Below are 17,670 nucleotides of genomic sequence, written 5' to 3'. Positions count from 1 at the left end.
CTCTCCGCTCTTGCCGTCCGGCCCGTGGGCCGGAGGATTCAGTTGCTCAGGTACTTGGGCGCCGGCGGCGCCTCTATCCCGGGCAGGCCGGTGGCCAGCCACTCGCGATAGGAAACCATCCAGGGGCTGTCCGCCCCGCCTTTGCGGTAGTCGACCAGCACCTGATTGACGCGGGCCACCAGATCGTCCGCGCCCTTCTTCGCCGCCACGCCGTAGTACTCCGTGGTGAACGGCTTGTCGCCCTTGAGGACGACGGCCGGGTCCTGGGCCGCCTGACTGGCCGCCAGTGCGTTGTCCGTGACGATCGCGTCGACCTCGCCGAGCTGGAGCCGGACCAGACAGTCCAGCTGGTTGGGCACGGTCAGCTGGTCCTTGTCCTGCTCGGTGCCGTCGCCCTCGTCCTTGAACACCGCACCGAACGACTGGTTCTCCAGCGCCTCGAAGGCCGTGGAGCCCTCGGCCGAACAGACCCGCTTCCCGTCCAGCGACTTGTCGTACCCCGTGATCGGTGAATCCTTCGGGGCCAGCACCTGCTGTCCGGCCTGGAAGTAGGCCGTCGAGAACGAGACCTGCTCCAGCCGCTTGCAGTTGATGGTCATCGTCCGCACGACGACGTCCACCCGGTCGTTCTCCAGCGCCGCGATGCGCTGGTTGGTGGGTATCGCACGGAAGATCACCGCGTCCCGGTCGCCCAGGATGTTCTGCGCGATGGCCCGCACCAGATCGATGTCGAAGCCTTCGAGCTCGCGGGTCTCCGGATTGCGGTAGCCCCACCGGAAGCTGTTCTGGTCGACACCGGCGATCAGCTTGCCGCGCTCCTTGATCTTCTCGATGCTCGGCCCGTCGGCGCCCGAGGGCTGAAGACTCGCCTCCGGGTCCGTGCACTCGTCGGCGCGCGCCTGCACCGCCGAGGTCGCGCCCTGGCCCACGGTCTTCGTGCCGAAGGAGTCGCCCCCGTTGTGGGACAGCGGCAGCAGCGTGAGCGAGGCGGTGATCGCGCACGCTGCCGCCATGCCCGTCACACCGCCCCAGCCGCGCAGCCTGCTGCGCGCGGACCGGTCTCGTCCCCTGGCCATCGCTCCCCCTCTCACCGGTACTCCGAGAGCCTGCGGTTGACCCCGACGACGGCGGCGGCCGCGCCCAGCACACCGAGCGCGGCGGCCCCGATGGGAAGCCCGCCCAGCGCCCCGCGCCCGTCCTTCGCGGCGTCGGTGAACTCGCCCTGCTCATGGGCGAGCGCCTTGCGCAGCGCCGTGTCCACCTGCTCGAAGGACTCACCCGTGGAGTCCTTCGGGCCGATGATCTGCTTCAGCGCACCGTCGTAGTCGCCCTGGTCGTCGGTCGTACGGGCCTTGCGGTGGCGGCCCTGCCACTCGGACACACTGCTGACGGCATCGGCCACCGGCCTGCTCCCCCGGGAGTCGTCGGCGAGCTTCTCGGCGCTCTTCAGCTGTGCACCGAGAGCCTTCATGCCCGTGGTGTAGTCGGTCTCGTACTTGTCGTTCCGGCCGTCCGCCGTCAGCACCGCGCCACGGGCCACCAAGGTGAGGTTCTCGTTGGCGCGCGCCTTCAGCGAGTTGATCCGTGCGTTGTTGAGGACATCGAGTGACTCCTGCCCGTGAACCATCGCCGCACGCAGTTCGGCCCGAGCCACCGTGTGTCCCACGGCCAGCCACAGCAGCACCACGGTGGACGCGGCGGTCGCCGCGAGCAGCCCGTGGTTGAGGACCCGGTTCGTCCTGCGGTAGTTGCGCCGCTGCATCCACACCAGTGCGGCCAGCACCACGAGTCCGGCGCCGAGCGAGAGATACGGCCACTGCCGGGCATCGCCCGAGTCCTCGGCGAGCCGGCCCGTCTCCGCCTTGTACAGCCGCTCGGCCGCGGGCAGCAGCTCGTACGTCATCTTCTGGTTCGCGTACCGGAGATAGGCGCCGCCGAGCGGCAGTCCCTGGCGGTTGTTGGCCCGGGCCCGCTCGATCAGACCGGTGTACACGGGAAGCATCTCGGCCAGGGTGGTGATCTCCTGGCCGGACGAGGTCGAGGCGTCCGTGCTGGCGGCCGCTCTCACGAGCAGCCGGGAGGCTTCCCCGATGTCCTTCTCGTACTGCTCGTGCACATCTCTGGGTTCCTGCGCGCCCGCGAGGAAACCGCTGGCCGCCATGGTGTCCGCGTCGGCCAGCGAGCGGTAGATGCTCGCCGCGTCCGCGCTCAGCGGCTGGCTGCGCGTCACCACATCGTCGGCGGCGGCGGACCTGGCGGAGATCTCCAGAGCCGTCACGGCCCCGAACGTCACTACCAGCAGGGCCAGTACGGCCCCGATGATCTGCAGCCGGCCGGGTTCGGTCGTCGCCACGGCACGCAGCCGCTCCGTCGGTCCGGACCAGGCGCCCTGGCGCTGCGCGGGCATGGACGTGGGCGGTTGCACGGGCGCACGCTCCCGCAGCGAGCCCCCATTCGGCGGGTATGTCACTTGACCTCCCCCTCGGTCACTGACTGCGGCACGGCCCCCCGGCCGAGCGGGGGACTGGTACCCGGCCAGCAGTATGGCCGAGGGACCGACATCCACACCAGGAACGCCCGGATCCTGCGCCGAAACGTCCGTCCCGAAGCGGATCGGCCTCCCCACAATGAACACGTACGGGACGAGTGATCGGTTCCCGTACCCATGGGGCACCTCACGCCGGACGGGCGTAAATATCAAGCCCGTCCGGCGTTTGAGGGCTACCGGGGCATACCCGGCCGGCGTCAGACGTACTGCGCACGCAGCCTGGCGTGCACCTCGGGCGCCGCGCCCGTGTGGTCCAGGCCCAGCAGCCCCGCCCCGAGGACGGGCGGCTGAGCGACCACCCGGATCGCGGCCTTCGGGGCGCGGGACGCGAGGAGTTCCGCGATCCGCTCGTCGAGCCGCGGGTGTCCCGCGGTCAGCACGCTGCCGCCCAGCAGTACGGGCGCCTCCTCGTCGAGCAGGTCCAGGCGGGTCAGCGCCACCGAGGCCATGGCGACGACCTCGTCCGCCAGCCGGTCCACCACGGAGCGTGCCACCGGGTCGCCGGCCGCGCTCGTGGCGAACAGGACCGGTGTCAGCTCGTGCCGCGCGGTGTGCGGGATCCGCCCCCGGTGCAGCGCCTCGATCAGTTCGTACATCGAGCCGAGACCGAAGTGCCCCGGCAGCGTGCGGACCAGCTCGGTCGGTTCACCGCGGCTGTCCTCGGCCCGCGCGGCGAACCACAGGGCTTCCTCGGCGAGCCCCGCGCCGCCGCCCCAGTCACCGGAGATCCGGCCGATCGCGGGGAAACGGGCGGTGCGCCCGTCCGGCACCATGCCCACACAGTTGATCCCCGCACCGCAGACGACGGCCACACCCCGCGGCTCGTCCACCCCGGCACGCAGTATCGCGAAGGTGTCGTTGCGCACCTCCACCGTGCGCGCCCACTCCCGGGCGAGCAGAGCCTCCGTCAGCTCGGCTTCCTCGACCGGGAGATCGGCGTTGGCCAGACACGCGGACACATGACCGAGAGGGTCGATGCTCCCGCCGCACGCCGCCAGCGCCCGGTGCAGGATCGCGCCCAGCACGTCCAGTGCCGCATCGATGCCCACGGCAGGCGGCTGGAAGCCACCGCCGCGCGCCGTGGACAGGACCGTGCCGTCCGCCCCGATCAGAGCGACATCGGTCTTGCTGTTTCCCGCGTCGATGGCGACGACCGAGACGTTCACGCCCACGCGAGGTGCTCCCGGTTGTGGGCGATCAGCCGGTCGGTGAGACCTTCGGCGTACTCGTACTGGCCGATCAGCGGGTGCGAGAGCAGCGCCTTGAACACCCGGTCCCGGCCGCCGCGCAGCGCGGCGTCCAGGGCGAGATCCTCGTACGCCGTCACCTGGGCGATCAGACCGGCGTACAGCGGGTCGAGACGGGGAACGGCGAGCGGAGTCGCCCCCGTGCCGTCGACACGGGCCTGCACCTCGATCACGGCGTCGTCCGGCAGGAACGGCAGCGTGCCCTTGTTGTACGTGTTGACCACCTGCACCGACGAGCCGCCCCCGCCGAGGAGGGAGGCCGCCAGGTCCACGGCCGCCTCCGAGTAGAAGGCGCCGCCGCGCTTGCCGAGCAGCGCGGGCTTCTCGTCCAGTGCCGGGTCCCCGTACAGCGCGAGGAGTTCCTTCTCCATCGCGGCGACCTCGGCCGCCCGGGACGGCTTCGTGCCGAGCTCCCGTACGACCTCGTCGTGCGCGTAGAAGTACCGCAGGTAGTACGAGGGGACGACGCCGAGCCGGTCGACCAGCTCCCGGGGCATGCGCAGATCCTCGGCGATGGCGCCACCGTGCTCGGCGAGCAGCTTCGGCAGCATGTTCTCGCCGTCCGGGCCGCCGAGGCGCACCCCGAGTTCCCAGGTCAGGTGGTTCAGTCCGACGTGGTCGAGATGTACCTCGCCCGGCGTCACGTCGAGCAGCCGGGCGAACCTCCGCTGGAAGCCGATCGCCACGTTGCACAGGCCGACGGCCTTGTGCCCGGCCTGGAGCAGGGCCCGGGTGACGATGCCGACCGGATTGGTGAAGTCGATGATCCAGGCGTTCGGGTTGGTGCGGCGGACCCGCTCGGCGATGTCCAGGACGACCGGTACGGTGCGCAGCGCCTTGGCGAGGCCGCCGGCCCCGGTGGTCTCCTGGCCGACGCAGCCGCACTCCAGCGGCCAGGTCTCGTCCTGGTTGCGGGCGGCCTGCCCGCCGACCCGGAGCTGGAGCAGGACAGCGTCGGCGTCCGCGACACCGGCGTCCAGATCGGATGTGGTGGTGATCTTCCCCGGGTGGCCCTGCTTGGCGAAGATCCGCCGGGCCAGGCCGCCGATGAGTTCGAGGCGGTCGGCCGCCGGGTCGATGAGCACCAGCTCCTCGACCGGCAGGGTGTCCCGCAACCGGGCGAATCCGTCGATCAGTTCAGGGGTATAGGTGGACCCGCCACCCACTACTGCGAGCTTCATGTCAGCCCTTTACTCCGGTCAGTGTGACGCCCTCGACGAATGCCTTCTGGGCAAAGAAGAAGACGAGGATCACGGGGGCCATGACCAGGACGGTCGCGGCCATGGTCAGATTCCAGTCGGTGTGGTGCGCGCCCTTGAAGGACTCCAGGCCGTAACTGAGGGTCCAGGCGGCCGGGTTCTCGGAGGCGTAGATCTGCGGTCCGAAGTAGTCGTTCCAGGCGGCGAAGAACTGGAACAGGGCGATCGCGGCGATCCCGGGCTTGGCCATCGGGATCACCACCCGGATCAGGGTGCGGAATTCGCCGCAGCCGTCGACCTTCGCCGCGTCCAGGTACTCGTTCGGAATGGTCAGCAGGAACTGCCGCAGCAGGAAGATGGAGAACGCGTCACCGAACGCCATCGGGATGATCAGTGGCCAGAGCGTGCCGGACAGGTCCATCTGCTTCGCCCAGAACAGGTACATCGGGATGATGACGACCTGGGGCGGCAGCATCATCATCGAGATGACGAGCATCAGCGACAGCTTGCGCCCGCGGAAGCGGAACTTGGCCAGCGCGTACGCCACGGGCACGGACGACAGCACGGTCAGGACCGTGCCCAGACCCGCGTACAGCAGGGTGTTGCGCCACCAGGTCAGGAATCCCGGGGTGTTGAAGACCTTGCGGTAGTTGTCCCACTCCCAGGTGTTCGGAGTGAGATCCCGGGTCAGCGCCTGCTGGTCGCTCATCAGTGAGGTCAGCAGGACGAAGACGAACGGCAGCACGAAGAAGAGCGCGGCGGCGATCCCCAGCGAGTGGACGGCGATCCAGTGCAGCAGCGCCTTGCGGCGTGCGGTGCGCTCGGCGGGGGTGCGTGCGTCGGGTGCCGCCGCGGTGGCGGGCTTGTCGAGGAGTTGGGTGGTCATGGCTCAGTCACCGGCCTGGATCAGGTTGTTGCGGCCCCGCATCAGAAGCGCGGTGAACGCCATGGCCAGGGCGAACAGGACGAGGGCGACGACACAGGCGGAGCCGTAGTCGAAGCGCTGGAAGCCGAGGTTGTAGACGAGCTGGGGCAGGGTCAGTGTCGACTTGTCGGGATAGCCGGGCTCGAACTGCTGCCCGGAGCCGCCGATGACGCCGGAGGCGACCTTCCCCGCGACCAGGGGCTGTGTGTAGTACTGCATCGCCTGGATCACCCCGGTGACCACGGCGAACAGCACGATCGGCGAGATGTTCGGCAGCGTGACGAAGCGGAACCGCTGCCAGGCGGAAGCGCCGTCCAGTTCGGCGGCCTCGTACTGCTCCTTGGGCACGTCGAGCAGCGCGGCCATGAAGATGACCATCAGATCGCCGATGCCCCACACCGCGAGCATGGTGAGCGCCGGCTTCGACCAGGCGGCGTCGTTGAACCAGCCGGGCGTCGGCAGCCCCAGCTCGCCGAGGATCGCGTTGACCGGCCCCGTCCCCGGGTTGAGGAGGAAGACGAACGCGAGGGTCGCGGCGACCGGCGGTGCCAGATACGGCAGGTAGAACAGGGTGCGGAAGACCCCCGTGGCCGTTTTGATCTTGGTGATCAGCATGCCGACGCCGATACCGAACACGACCCGGCAGGTGACCATGACGAGTACCAGCCAGAGCGTGTTGCGCAGCGAGGGCCAGAACATCGGGTAGTCGTTGAAGACGTACGACCAGTTGGTCAGTCCGTTGAAGGACGGGGCCGCGAAGCCGTCGTAGTCCGTGAACGAGAAGTAGATGGTCGAGACCATCGGGTACGCGAAGAAGACCGTGAACCCGATCATCCAGGGCGACATGAAGGCCGCCGTGCGCAGCGCCGAACGCCTGCGCTTCGAGCGGAGAGTGTGCGTGGTCATCGGGGGCTACTTGGCCTTCGCGATGTCGGTGTCGATCTGCGCGGCGGTCTTCTCCAGGCCGGCCTTGAGGTCCGCTACCGCACCCTTCTCGTACTGGTAGCCGAAGTCCTGGATGGTGTTCAGATATGTCGCACCGTTCACCGCACCCGCAAAGGTGTTGGACTTCGGGTGCTGCGCGATGTCCATGAAGGTCTTGAAGCGCGGGTCGAACTTGAGGTCCGGGGACTTCAGAGCCTCGAACGTGGACGGCACATTGCGGATTTCGTTGGCGAAGTCGACGACGGCCTTGGTGTCGGTGGTCATGAACTTGACCAGCTCCCAAGCGGCATTCTGCTTCGTGCTGCCCGGAGCGATGCCCAGGATCGTGCCGGCCAGGAATCCCTTGCCGTAGCTGTCGGCCTGGTCGTCGGCGACAGGCATCGGCGCGACGCCGATCTCGAACGGCACCTTGGCGTCGGTGGCCATGCCGAGCCGCCACTCGCCGTCCAGCTGCATCGCGACCTGACCGGTCTGGAAGGGGTGCTTGGCGCCCCACTCGTCACCGAAGGTGGCGCGGTACTTCTCCAGCTTCTCGAAGCCGCCGAGGTCGTCGATCAGCTTCTTCTGGGTGGTGAACATATTGGCGACGGCCGGGTCCTTCGCGATGGTGGACTTGCCGTTCTGATCGAAGTAGGCCGGGCCCCAGCCACCGAGGTAGTGCTCGGTGGTGGTCTCGTAGCCGTGGAAGGTCGGCATGAAGCCGAGCTGCTCGTAGCTGTCGCCCTTCTCGACCGTGAGCTTCTTGGCGACCGAGGCCAGCTCGGACATCGTCTCCGGCGGCTCGGTGATGCCGGCCTTCTCGAAGGCGTCCTTGTTGTAGTAGAGGCCGTACGCGTCGGCGAGCAGCGGCAGCGCGCAGCGCTTGCCCTCGAACTGGGTGTAGTCCAGCAGCACCTTCGGGAAGGTCTTCTCCAGGTCCAGCTTCGACTTCTCGATGAAGGGCTTCAGATCGGCGAAGGCGCCTGACGAGCAGAACTTGCCGACATTGGACGTGGTGAACGACGACACCACGTCGGGGCCCTTCGAACCGCCCGCGCGCAGCGACTGGTTGAGCTTGTCGTCATTGATATTGCCGACGACATTGACCTTGATGTTCGGGTGGGCTTTCTCGAACCGGTCGACGTTGTCCGTGACCGCCTTGACCTCGGCGGGCGCGCTCCAGCCGTGCCAGAAGTTGATCGTCGTCTTCGCGTTCGGGTCGTCGGTGGCACCCGGCTCGGCCTGGCCGGTACAGGCGGTGGCGAGGACCGATATCGCGGCGACGGCGACAGCGGCGGTGGTGGTCAGTCGGCTTCTGCGCATGACGGGACTCCCAGGGACAGGGGGAAGGTGATGGGGAGAGGGAAGACTGGGGAAAGCAGCTCAGCGAGAGGTGTCGAAGACCTCGTCGCGGGTGTCCGCGAGGGCCCGTTCCAGGGCGCCCCGCAGGACGGGATGCCGGCCGATCTCACCGAGGACGAGACGGGGCCGGGACGCGGCGAGCTCCGCGAGCTCGGACTGGATCAGCGAACGCAGCAGATCGCCGCCCGATGAGACGAGCCCACCGGAGAGCACGATCAGTTCCGGGTCGAGTACGGCGGTGACCGAGGCGAGACCGGTGGCGAGCCGCTGGGCGTACTGCCGCAGCAGCTCGGTGAGCGCGTCGTCGCTCTCGTACGCCTCGACCGCCCGCGCCAGCAGCCCGGCCGCGACCTCCGCGTACGGCTGATGCGGGGTGTCGATGCCGAGGGCCGTGGCCATTCTCGGCAGCGCCTGGGCGCCCGCCAGCTCCTGGAAGCCGCCGCTGTTGACCTTCACGACCTGGCGTACGAGGGGTGTCCCGGGCACCGGCAGGAAGCCGACCTCGCCCGCGCCGCCGGTCCAGCCGCGGTGCAGCCGGCCGTTGATCACCAGGGCGGCGCCGAGGCCCTCCTCGTTCCACAGCAGGACGAAGTCCTCGTGCCCGCGGGCAGCGCCGAGCCGCTGCTCGGCCACCGCGACCAGGTTCACGTCGTTCTCGTACTCGACCGGCATCGGCAGGAACGCGGCCAGCTCCTCCAGCAGGGTGGGGGAGTGCCAGCCGGGCAGGTGCGAGGCGTACCGCAGCCGGCCCGTACTCGGATCGAAGGCGCCCGGTGTGCCGATGACGACGCGGTGCACATCGGCGCGTGTCAGCCCGGCGTCCTTGACCGCGCCGTCCAGGGCGTCGGCCACCTGCCGGACGACACCCTCGGTGCGCCGGCCGGGCGTGCGGAGCTCGAACTCTCCGACCGTCTCGCCGGTCACATCGGCGACCGCGGCGACGATCCGGCCGGCGGTCACATCGAGGCCGGCCACATGGGCGGCGCGGGCGTTCACGGCGTACAGCTGGGCGTTGGGACCGGGGCGGCCCTCGCTGGTGCCGGTGGCCATGACGAGTCCCGCGGCCTCCAGGCGGGCCAGCAGCTGGGAGGCGGTGGGCTTGGAGAGGCCCGTCAGCTTCCCGATCCTGGTTCGGGAGAGAGGGCCGTGCTCCAGGAGCAGATCGAGGGCGGCCCGGTCGTTCATGGCGCGCAGGACCCGAGGTGTGCCCGGGGTCCCCGGCGTGGTTCCCGCCATGGTGGTCCACCTGCCCTCTGTTAGGAAACTTTCCTATTCGTGAGAGGAAGGTATGGCGCAGGTCACCGGACCGTCAATGGGCCGCACCCCTGCGGCTATCAAAGCGTTACCTGGAACACCCCGTACGCCGAAGGGGCGCACCGCACGCGCGGAACGCCCCTTCGGTGTACTTTCTGCCGCTCGACCGGGTCCGGCGGCAGTCCTTCTGCTACTTGGTCAGGTTCGGCTGCGCTATCGGTGTCGCGGCCAGCGACTGCGGCGAGGTCGCCGAGGCGTACGCCGACGGGGCGGCCACGCCTGCCGTCGGATCCGGCGACGACTCCCCGCCCGCCTGGAGCGGCAAGGTCCCGACCATCCGGATGCCAGCGTCGTCCAGGGCCTGCTTGATCCGCCAGCGCAGCTCGCGCTCCACGCCCAGCGCCTTGCCCGGCATCGTCTTCGCCGTCACCCGGACCGTCATCGAGTCGAGCAGCACCGCGTCCAGGCCCAGGACCTCCACCGGGCCCCAGAGGCGCTCGGTCCACGGGTCCTCCTTGGCCATGGTCTGCGCCGCCGCGGTGATCGCCTTGCGGACCAGGTCCAGGTCCTCCGTGGGGCGCACCGTCACATCGACACCGGCCGTCGACCAGCCCTGGCTGAGGTTGCCGATCCGCTTCACCTCACCGTTGCGGACGTACCAGATCTCACCGTTGTCACCGCGCAGCTTCGTCACCCGCAGGCCCACCTCGATGACCTCGCCCGAGGCGACGCCCGCGTCGACCGTGTCCCCGACGCCGTACTGGTCCTCAAGGATCATGAAGACGCCGGAGAGGAAGTCGGTGACCAGGTTGCGCGCACCGAAGCCCAACGCGACCCCGGCCACACCGGCGGAGGCCAGCAGGGGGGCCAGATTGATCTGGAACGCGCCCAGGATCATCAGGCCCGCCGTACCGAGAATCAGGAACGACGTCACCGAGCGGAGTACGGAACCGATTGCCTCCGAGCGCTGGCGGCGCCGCTCGGCGTTGACCAGCAGACCGCCGAGGGCGGTGCCCTCCACGGCCTGGGCGCTGCGGTTCATCCGCTCGATGAGGTTGGTCAGGGCGCGGCGGATCACATAGCGCAGAACGATCGCGATCGCCGCGATGAGCAGGATGCGCAGGCCGGTGTTCAGCCAGGTGGACCAGTTCTCCTCGACCCAGCCCGCGGCGTTGCCTGCCTGCTCGGCGGCTTCCCCCAGCGAACCGACCGGTTCCGGCGAAGGTGCTGCGGCCAGGAGGGCGGACAAGTACACGGTGGGGACCTCCAGGAGCGGCGACGGGTGACCAACAACAGTAACGAAGCCATGGGAGTGGATCGTTGCCGTGTTCGAGGGAGAGACACGTCTCACCCGGGGATACAGCAGGTGTGGCCGATCGCACAGGGCGGGCGGCCGCCGTGGTGAAGCGCCTGTTCCCGGGTGTCACGGCCGTGAGCGGGCGGGAGGTGAGGGAAAATCCCTCCGGCCCGTTACCAGCACGTGGTGGCGTTTCGACCAGGCATAAGGAGAGACTGAGATCGGATCGTCCCGGCGCGAGCCACGCGCCGCCGGCGTACAAGGAGGCATCCACCGTGCCGCACGTCCTGGTTCTCAACGCGTCGTACGAGCCGCTCGGCGTCGTACCGCTCCACCGCGCGCTCGTCCTCGTCCTCGACAGCAAAGCCATCTGCCTCGAGGAGTCCGGCGCCTTCATGCACAGTGCCACCCGTGCTGTACCGGCGCCCAGCGTCATCCGCCTCAAGCGGTTCGTACGGGTCCCCTACCGGGGGCCCGTTCCACTGACCCGGCGGGCGCTCTTCGCCCGGGACGGCGGGCGCTGCATGTACTGCGGCGCCGCGGCCACCAGCGTCGACCACGTCATTCCGCGCAGCCGCGGCGGACAGCACGCCTGGGACAACGTGGTGGCGGCCTGCCGCCGCTGCAACCACGTCAAGGCCGACCGCCATCTGCCCGAGCTCGGCTGGCGGCTCCGTCACCCGCCCGCCCCGCCCAGCGGTCTGGCCTGGCGGATCATCGGGACGGGGCACCGGGACCCGCGCTGGCTTCCGTATCTGCAGCCGTTCGGCGCGGACGACGTGCTGGCCCGGATCGACGGTATCTCGGCCTGAGCCGTACGTTCTGTCCTTGAGCCCGTCCGGCGCTCGAGGACAGAACGGCCACCGGGCGGCCGCGCTACTCGGCCTCCACCGCGTACGCCTCGACCGACCACAGCGAGTAGCCGAACTCCGTGGCCCGGCCGTCGCCCTGTATCCGGATGAACCGGGTGTCCTTCGCGTCCATCCGGACCGTTTCGCGCCCGCCCCTGCCCTCGCGGACCGTCGCCGCCGTACGCCAGGTGCGGCCGTCCGCGGAGACCTGGACGCGGTAGCGCGAGGCGTACGCGTCCTGCCAGCGCAGCACCACCTGGCCCAGCCGCACCGGCTCGGACAGCTCCGTCTGCCACCAGGCGCCGTCCTCCACGGGGGAGGACCAGCGGGTGGCGGGGTCGCCGTCCGAAGCGGCCGCCGCGGGGAAGTCCGGGGTCTCGTCGCCGGACGAGGACGCCGTGCCCGTACGTGCCAGATCGGCGCCCGCGGTACGGGGGAAGGCCCGCACCGTCAGCGTGCTGCGCTCGCCGCCGAAACTGAACGGCACCTCGTACTCACCGGCCGGGGTGTCCGCCGGGACCGTGATGTCCACGGGGACCTCGGTACGGGACCCACGCGGAACCGTCGTCTGCTTCGGCACCTTCACCGTGATGCCCTTGGGCGCCTCGGCGGTCAGCGCGCCCCGCACCTCGGCGGGGCGCCGCCCGGCCAGCCGTGCCTCGACCCGCTGCGGGCTGCCGCCGATCACCGCGTCCGTCTCGCCGCGTACGAGATCCAGGCGGGCCGCCGGCTCGTCACCGAACCACGGCACGACCGCCCGCACCTTCGGGCCCGCCGTACCGGTGCCACGGCCCGGGAGGAACGGGGGCGCGGTGCCGGTGAAGGTCGGGGTCACGGCGGGCAGGACGACCCGGACCGCGTCCGCCCGCAGGCTTTTCGTCGCCGTCTGGGTCCAGCCCGCTGCCGAGAGCGGGCCGAGGCCGCGCCAGCCCACGCCCGGCACATGGGCCTGGAGGACCGCGCCGGCGGAGCCGCTGCCCGGCTCCGTCATCACGGTCACGGCGTCCACGGGGCGGGGCCGGTCCAGCTGAATCGTGTAGCTGCTCGCGTCCTTGCTGACGGTGCCCGAGTCGCGGTCGGCGCCGTTCCAGCAGTCGGACTCCTTGCGGACCCGGTCCAGGAACGGTCCCAGCACGCCCTTGCCGACGGTCGCCCCGCCGTCCGCGATCTCCTCGCGCAGGCCCTCCAGGGCCAGCTGCGCCTGCCAGGCGCCCGCCCCGTCTCCGCTCGCCTGCGCCTGGAGCAGATCGATCGCGAGCTCACCCGCTCTGCCGTACCGGGCCAGCTGCTCGGTCCATGGACGGACTTCGTCGTCCAGCCGCCCTTCAGCCGGGGTGGTCAGCCGCGCCGGGGTCTCCCGCATCACGGTGAACGCCGCCCGCAGCTCGCGCGCCGCGTCGTCGCGCACGGTGCCGCTCGCGGACCGGGACGCCCAGAACGCGGTGAGCAGGGGACGCAGATAGGCGGACTCGGCGCCGCCGAGTACGGAGGCCGCGCTGTTGCCCGCGAGAGCGCGCAGTGCGGCCCGGGTACGGGCGTCGCCGCCCGCCAGGTCGTCGATCGCCGCCTGCCAGGACTCCTGCGGCCGGTAGCCCTTCGGGTTCCAGGCGAAGTCGGCGGCGGTGAACAGGGGGATACGGGACGCGGACGCCTGCTCCATCGCGTTGGCGATCAGCGCGGCCGAACCGCTCGCGACCGCCGGGTCCCGGCCGGTGTACGGGCCGAGGAAGATCCGGTCCTGTGCGTAGTCGTTGACCGGGTAGTTGTCCATGGTGACCAGCGGATGACGGAAGGTGGCCCGAGCTCCGGCCAGCTCCCGCCCGGTGATGGTCTTCGGTACGACCCCGACCCCGGTCCACGCCACCTGCACCCGGTCGTCGAGCTCGGCGGCGAGCGCCTTGCGGTAGTCCGTCGAACCGTCCTGGTAGTACTCCGTCGGCATCACGGACAGCGGCTCCGCGTCCGGGTGGCGCTCCGCCAGATGCCGGTCGACGGCGCTCGCGACTCGCGCCTGAGCCCTGGCGGCGGCCTTCGGGCCGTTGCCGAAGGTGTCCGAGTCGTCGTCGCAGTGCCATTCGCTGTAGCTGACGTCCTGGAACTGGAGCTGGAAGACCCGTACGCCCAGCGCCCACATCGCGTCGATCTTCCGGGTCAGCGCCTTGATGTCACCGTCCGACGTCATGCACATCGCCTGGCCGGGGGAGACGGCCCAGCCGAGCGTCACATGCTCGGCGCGCGCCTTCTCCGCCAGCGCGCGGAAGTCCGCGCGGCGTTCGGCGGGGTACGGCTCGCGCCAGCGGGCCTGACGGTAGGGATCGTCGCCCGCCGCGTACAGATAGCGGTTCTGCTTGGTGCGCCCCATGAAGCCGATCTGCGCGAGCCGCTCCTCGCGGGTCCACGGCTGCCCGTAGAACCCCTCGGCCATCCCGCGGACGGCCGTGCCCGGCCAGTCGCGCACCACGGCGCCCGCGACGGCGCCGTCGCGGATCAACTGGCGCAGCGTCTGGACGGCATGGAAGAGGCCGTCGTCGCCGACCCCGTCCAGGGCGACGGTGGAGCGTCCTGCGACCTGGCCGACCGCGATGCGGTAACCGCCGGCCGGCAGGTCCGCGCGCTCGGGCGCCCGCATGACCCGCAGGGCGTCCAGGGCACCGGGACCGCCGATCCGGACGACGGGGCCACGCCCCGGCAGCGCGTCGTGCAGGGTGGTGACGCCCGCGTCGCGCAGTACGGTCCGCAGGGCGTCCACGGCGTACGGATCGGCGCCCGCGTCGGCGACGACGGTGACCTCGGTACCGAGGGGCACGGCCTGACCGGACGCCTTGATGGTCTGCGGACGCGGCCAGACGGAGGGCAGCTGCGAGTCGTCGACGCGGTCGGGCACGGCGGTACCGGGTCCGGGTACGACGGGGGCCGCCATCGCGGCCGGGGCGACGGAACCGAGCAGTCCGCCGATCACCGCGACGGCGACGGCCGTCACATGCTTCCTGCGCCCGAACTGCACGTCGCGCCCCTCTCGTCCCGCCGGTGGGCTCCGAGCCCACCACTCGCGCGCGAGGGTGTCAATGCGCGTGACCGTTGCGCCAGATATGCCCGTCGCCCTGCCGGGAATCGCCTGTACGGGCCCGCGAGGGGGTCCGGAAGCGGCGCCGGGTGGCCGGAAACGGGCTATGACTGCCGTACGGGGGAACGGAATGTGACCTACGGCACGTTGGGCTCGTTGTCATAACGCCTATGTCACGTCCACGTCTGCGGTCGCACCGGCTGGGTAGGTCTGGCGATGTCCTGTTCCCAACGGCCAGGAGGCCACCATGCCCGCTGCCGCGCAGCTTCTGCTCTCCGCCCTCTCCAAACAGGTACCGAGCCCCGCGGGTCCTGCCGCACCGACCACCGAACCGCCCCTGACCGACCTCGCGCCGCCGATGATCAGCGAGCTGCCGCTCGCCGACGTCTCCCACCTGAGCGGTGAGGCCGCGTTCGCCGACGCCGCACCGCTGACCAGCGAGCCGCCGCTCGCCGATGCCACCCCTCTCACGAGCGAGCCACCGCTCGCCGCCGTCGCCCCTCTGACCAGCGAGCCGACCGCCCCCGGCACCGCAGGGGGCATGGAGTCCCCAGGAGTCTGAATGGGCTTGTCCCGGCTCGCCGCACTGCACGGTGTCGCCACCTCCTACTCCCCGTCCGCGGATGTCACGGTGTCCGTCCCCGACGACACGGTCACGGCCGTGCTCGCCGCGCTGGGCGTCGACGCCGGCACTCCCGCGGCGGTACGGAAGGCGCTGGACGCCGCGGAATCGGCGGCGGTTTCACGCCTGCTTCCACCGACGGTGGTGGTCTGGTCGGGGGAGCCCCTGCCGGCCGCCCTGACGGCGCTGCCACCTGACACGACGCTGACGATCGAGCCGGAGCCCGCCCCGGGGGCGACCGCCACGCCCCCGGAGCGCCTGACCCAGGTCGCGAACCCGACGGCCTCGGAAGCCCCTGCCTCGGGAGCCGCCGTTGAGCCCGCCGGTCAGGCACCCGGCTGGTGGAGCGAGCCGCCCTTGGGGGTCCACCGGCTGGCCGCGCGCACCCCCGACAACCGGCACGCCGCCGTCACACTTGTCGTCGCCCCGGCCCGCGTCCCGCAGCCGCCCGCCCGCGTCCACGGCTTCCTCGTACAGCTGTACTCCCTGCTCTCCGCCCGGTCCTGGGGCATGGGCGACCTCGGCGACCTGGCCGACCTCGCCGCCTGGTCCGGCCGGAGCCTCGGCTCGGGGTTCGTCCAGGTCAACCCGCTCCACGCCAGCGTACCCGGCAGGCCAACCGACCCCTCCCCGTACCGCCCCTCCTCGCGCCGCTTCCCGGACCCCGTCCATCTGCACATCGAGTCGGTGCCCGAGTACGGGCACGTCCGGGACCGTGCGGCCCTGGACGACCTCCGCCAGGACGCCGCCGCGCTCTCCGAAGCCGTGCTCAACAAGGGCGCCCTGATCGACCGGGACGCCGTCTGGGAACTCAAACGGCAGGCTCTGGAACTCATCCACGAGGTGCCGCTGACCCCCGGCCGCCGGGCCGCCTACTGCGACTTCCTGGCCGGGCAGGGGCAGGCCCTGGAGGACCACGCCCTGTGGTGCGCCCTGGCCGAGGTGCACGGTTCCGACTGGCACTCCTGGCCCGAGGGGCTGCGCGACCCGCGCTCCCCGCACACCGCCAGAGCCCGCGCCGAACTGCTGGACCGGGTCGACTTCCACTGCTGGCTCGCCTGGCTGACCGCCACTCAGCTCGACGCCGCCCAGCAGGCCGCACGGGACGCCGGGATGGCCGTCGGGATCGTCCACGACCTTGCCGTGGGCGTGCACCCGGCCGGTGCCGACACCTGGTCCCAGCAGGACGCCTTCGCGCGCGGGATGTCGGTCGGCGCACCCCCGGACGCCTTCAACGCGCGCGGCCAGGACTGGGGGCTGCCGCCGTGGCGCCCCGACGCGCTCGCCGCCTCGGGCTACGCCCCGTACCGCGGCCTCCTGCGCGGCCTCCTCGCCCACGCGGGCGCCCTGCGCATCGACCACGTGATGGGGCTGTTCCGGCTCTGGTGGGTGCCCGAGGGGCGTCCGCCCACCGAGGGCACGTACGTGGGCCAGGACGCCGAGGCGATGCTCGCCGTCCTCGTCCTGGAGGCGCACCGGGCCGGTGCCGTCGTCATAGGGGAGGACCTCGGCACCGTCGAGCCCGGCGTCCGCGAGGCGCTCGCCCGGCGCGGTGTGCTCGGCACCTCCGTGCTCTGGTTCGAGCGCGACTGGGACGGCACGGGCGAGCCCCTGCCCCCCGAGCGGTGGCGCCAGGACTGCGTGGCCACGGCCACCACCCACGACCTGCCCTCCACAGCCGCCCGGCTGACGGGTGACCACGTGTGGCTGCGCCACCGCCTGGGGCTGCTCACCCGCCCGCTGGAGCAGGAGCTGGCCGAGGACGCCACCGAGACCGCCGAGTGGCTGGCCTACCTCGCCCGGCTCTGTCTCCTGCCCGAGGGCGAGGGCGACGAGGAGGCCGCGATCCGGGCCGTGCACCGCTTCCTGCTGCTCACCCCCGCCCGGATGACCGGCGTCTGGCTCCCCGACACGGTGGGCGACCGCCGCCCGCAGAATCTGCCGGGCACCTGGGACCAGTACCCCAACTGGCGCCTGCCCATTGCCGACGCGGAGGGCCACCCGGTCACCCTGGAGGAGCTCGCCTCGTCGCCCCGGCTGCACCGCCTGATGGAGGTGCTGAGCCCCCGCCCGGAGCATCCCGGGTCCCGTACGGCACCCCCGGGCGCGCGCCGCCCCTAGCCGTTCGCTACGTTTGCACCGTGGACAAGAAGAACGCTATGCGCGCCGGCGCCGTCGCGGCCGGTACGACGCTGATGATGCTGCTCATGTCGTCGCCCGCGCTCGCTCTCACCCGCGACGACGGTGACGACCCGGGCCCGGGTCTGAGCGCGATGGATACGATCGGGCTGTATGTCGTGGCACCCATCGCCCTCTTCGTGGTGATCGCGGGCCTGGTCATGGTCCTCGACAAGTCCAAGAAGACGGTCTAGAAGCT

The 17,670-nt window shown here is 70.9% G+C and carries 14 protein-coding genes; 4 read left to right on the top strand and 10 right to left on the bottom strand.

Annotated elements, in window-relative coordinates; all coding sequences use genetic code 11:
* Positions 1-38: 38 nt before the first annotated feature.
* From ACFT7S_RS10030 to ACFT7S_RS09990, 9 genes are all read right to left on the bottom strand, one after another.
* Positions 39-1,076: a glutamate ABC transporter substrate-binding protein gene (locus ACFT7S_RS10030; RefSeq protein WP_382729352.1), complete on the bottom strand. Its 1,038-nt coding sequence runs from the start codon at positions 1,074-1,076 to the stop codon at positions 39-41.
* Between the two features lie 11 nt (positions 1,077-1,087).
* A complete protein-coding gene (locus tag ACFT7S_RS10025) occupies positions 1,088-2,470 on the bottom strand; it encodes a hypothetical protein (protein ID WP_382729350.1) in 1,383 nt (460 codons plus the stop codon).
* A gap of 275 nt (positions 2,471-2,745) precedes the next feature.
* On the bottom strand, positions 2,746-3,720 hold the full coding sequence (locus tag ACFT7S_RS10020) for an N-acetylglucosamine kinase (RefSeq protein ID WP_382729348.1): 975 nt from the start codon (positions 3,718-3,720) through the stop codon (positions 2,746-2,748).
* Positions 3,711-4,976, bottom strand: coding sequence for a 6-phospho-beta-glucosidase (locus ACFT7S_RS10015; RefSeq protein ID WP_382729347.1), 1,266 nt, complete (start codon positions 4,974-4,976; stop codon positions 3,711-3,713). Before ACFT7S_RS10015 ends, ACFT7S_RS10020 begins: the two co-directional genes overlap by 10 nt.
* A 1-nt stretch (position 4,977) precedes the next feature.
* Complete coding sequence (locus tag ACFT7S_RS10010; protein WP_382729345.1) at positions 4,978-5,880, bottom strand: carbohydrate ABC transporter permease; 903 nt, start codon at positions 5,878-5,880, stop codon at positions 4,978-4,980.
* Positions 5,881-5,883: 3 nt separating this feature from the next.
* Positions 5,884-6,825: a carbohydrate ABC transporter permease gene (locus tag ACFT7S_RS10005; protein ID WP_382729343.1), complete on the bottom strand. Its 942-nt coding sequence runs from the start codon at positions 6,823-6,825 to the stop codon at positions 5,884-5,886.
* Positions 6,826-6,831: 6 nt separating this feature from the next.
* On the bottom strand, positions 6,832-8,166 hold the full coding sequence (locus ACFT7S_RS10000; RefSeq protein ID WP_382729341.1) for an ABC transporter substrate-binding protein: 1,335 nt from the start codon (positions 8,164-8,166) through the stop codon (positions 6,832-6,834).
* Positions 8,167-8,226: 60 nt separating this feature from the next.
* Positions 8,227-9,441, bottom strand: a complete 1,215-nt coding sequence (locus tag ACFT7S_RS09995) for an ROK family protein (RefSeq protein ID WP_382729339.1) — start codon at positions 9,439-9,441, stop codon at positions 8,227-8,229.
* 208 nt (positions 9,442-9,649) lie between these two features.
* Positions 9,650-10,714: a mechanosensitive ion channel family protein gene (locus ACFT7S_RS09990; RefSeq protein ID WP_382729338.1), complete on the bottom strand. Its 1,065-nt coding sequence runs from the start codon at positions 10,712-10,714 to the stop codon at positions 9,650-9,652.
* Between the two features lie 317 nt (positions 10,715-11,031).
* On the opposite strand from ACFT7S_RS09990, the gene ACFT7S_RS09985 reads away from it, so the two are divergent.
* Positions 11,032-11,568 carry an HNH endonuclease gene (locus ACFT7S_RS09985; protein WP_382729336.1) on the top strand — a complete coding sequence of 179 codons (537 nt, stop codon included), beginning with the start codon at positions 11,032-11,034 and terminating at the stop codon, positions 11,566-11,568.
* 64 nt (positions 11,569-11,632) lie between these two features.
* Here ACFT7S_RS09985 and ACFT7S_RS09980 read toward each other — a convergent pair whose 3' ends face one another.
* A complete protein-coding gene (locus ACFT7S_RS09980) occupies positions 11,633-14,611 on the bottom strand; it encodes a beta-N-acetylglucosaminidase domain-containing protein (RefSeq protein ID WP_382729334.1) in 2,979 nt (992 codons plus the stop codon).
* 307 nt (positions 14,612-14,918) lie between these two features.
* Here ACFT7S_RS09980 and ACFT7S_RS09975 point away from each other — a divergent pair, with 307 nt between their 5' ends.
* From ACFT7S_RS09975 to ACFT7S_RS09965, 3 genes are read left to right on the top strand one after another with little or no spacing between them, the layout of a single operon-like run.
* The gene (locus tag ACFT7S_RS09975; RefSeq protein WP_382729332.1) at positions 14,919-15,233 is read left to right on the top strand and encodes a hypothetical protein; all 315 of its coding nucleotides are present in this window, start codon (positions 14,919-14,921) and stop codon (positions 15,231-15,233) included.
* A complete protein-coding gene (gene malQ, locus ACFT7S_RS09970) occupies positions 15,234-17,414 on the top strand; it encodes a 4-alpha-glucanotransferase (RefSeq protein WP_382729330.1) in 2,181 nt (726 codons plus the stop codon).
* A 20-nt stretch (positions 17,415-17,434) separates the two neighbouring features.
* Positions 17,435-17,665 carry a hypothetical protein gene (locus ACFT7S_RS09965; protein WP_185300855.1) on the top strand — a complete coding sequence of 77 codons (231 nt, stop codon included), beginning with the start codon at positions 17,435-17,437 and terminating at the stop codon, positions 17,663-17,665.
* The last annotated feature ends 5 nt before the right edge of the window (positions 17,666-17,670 follow it).

Origin of the sequence: Streptomyces sp. NPDC057136 (assembly GCF_042670885.1) — a bacterium.
In the GTDB taxonomy this organism is placed as follows: domain Bacteria; phylum Actinomycetota; class Actinomycetes; order Streptomycetales; family Streptomycetaceae; genus Streptomyces.
Note: the sequence above shows the minus strand (reverse complement) of the source record. Positions and strands in the feature narration are given on the sequence as shown.

Bases quoted from the DNA above. Each gene is read 5' to 3' on its own strand.
- malQ (WP_382729330.1), top strand. From the start codon at position 15,234: ATGGGCTTGTCCCGGCTCGCCGCACTGCACGGTGTCGCCACCTCCTAC.
- ACFT7S_RS10015 (WP_382729347.1), bottom strand. From the start codon at position 4,976: ATGAAGCTCGCAGTAGTGGGTGGCGGGTCCACCTATACCCCTGAACTG.
- ACFT7S_RS09995 (WP_382729339.1), bottom strand. From the start codon at position 9,441: ATGGCGGGAACCACGCCGGGGACCCCGGGCACACCTCGGGTCCTGCGC.
- ACFT7S_RS10005 (WP_382729343.1), bottom strand. From the start codon at position 6,825: ATGACCACGCACACTCTCCGCTCGAAGCGCAGGCGTTCGGCGCTGCGC.
- ACFT7S_RS10010 (WP_382729345.1), bottom strand. From the start codon at position 5,880: ATGACCACCCAACTCCTCGACAAGCCCGCCACCGCGGCGGCACCCGAC.
- ACFT7S_RS10000 (WP_382729341.1), bottom strand. From the start codon at position 8,166: ATGCGCAGAAGCCGACTGACCACCACCGCCGCTGTCGCCGTCGCCGCG.
- ACFT7S_RS10030 (WP_382729352.1), bottom strand. From the start codon at position 1,076: ATGGCCAGGGGACGAGACCGGTCCGCGCGCAGCAGGCTGCGCGGCTGG.
- ACFT7S_RS09975 (WP_382729332.1), top strand. From the start codon at position 14,919: ATGCCCGCTGCCGCGCAGCTTCTGCTCTCCGCCCTCTCCAAACAGGTA.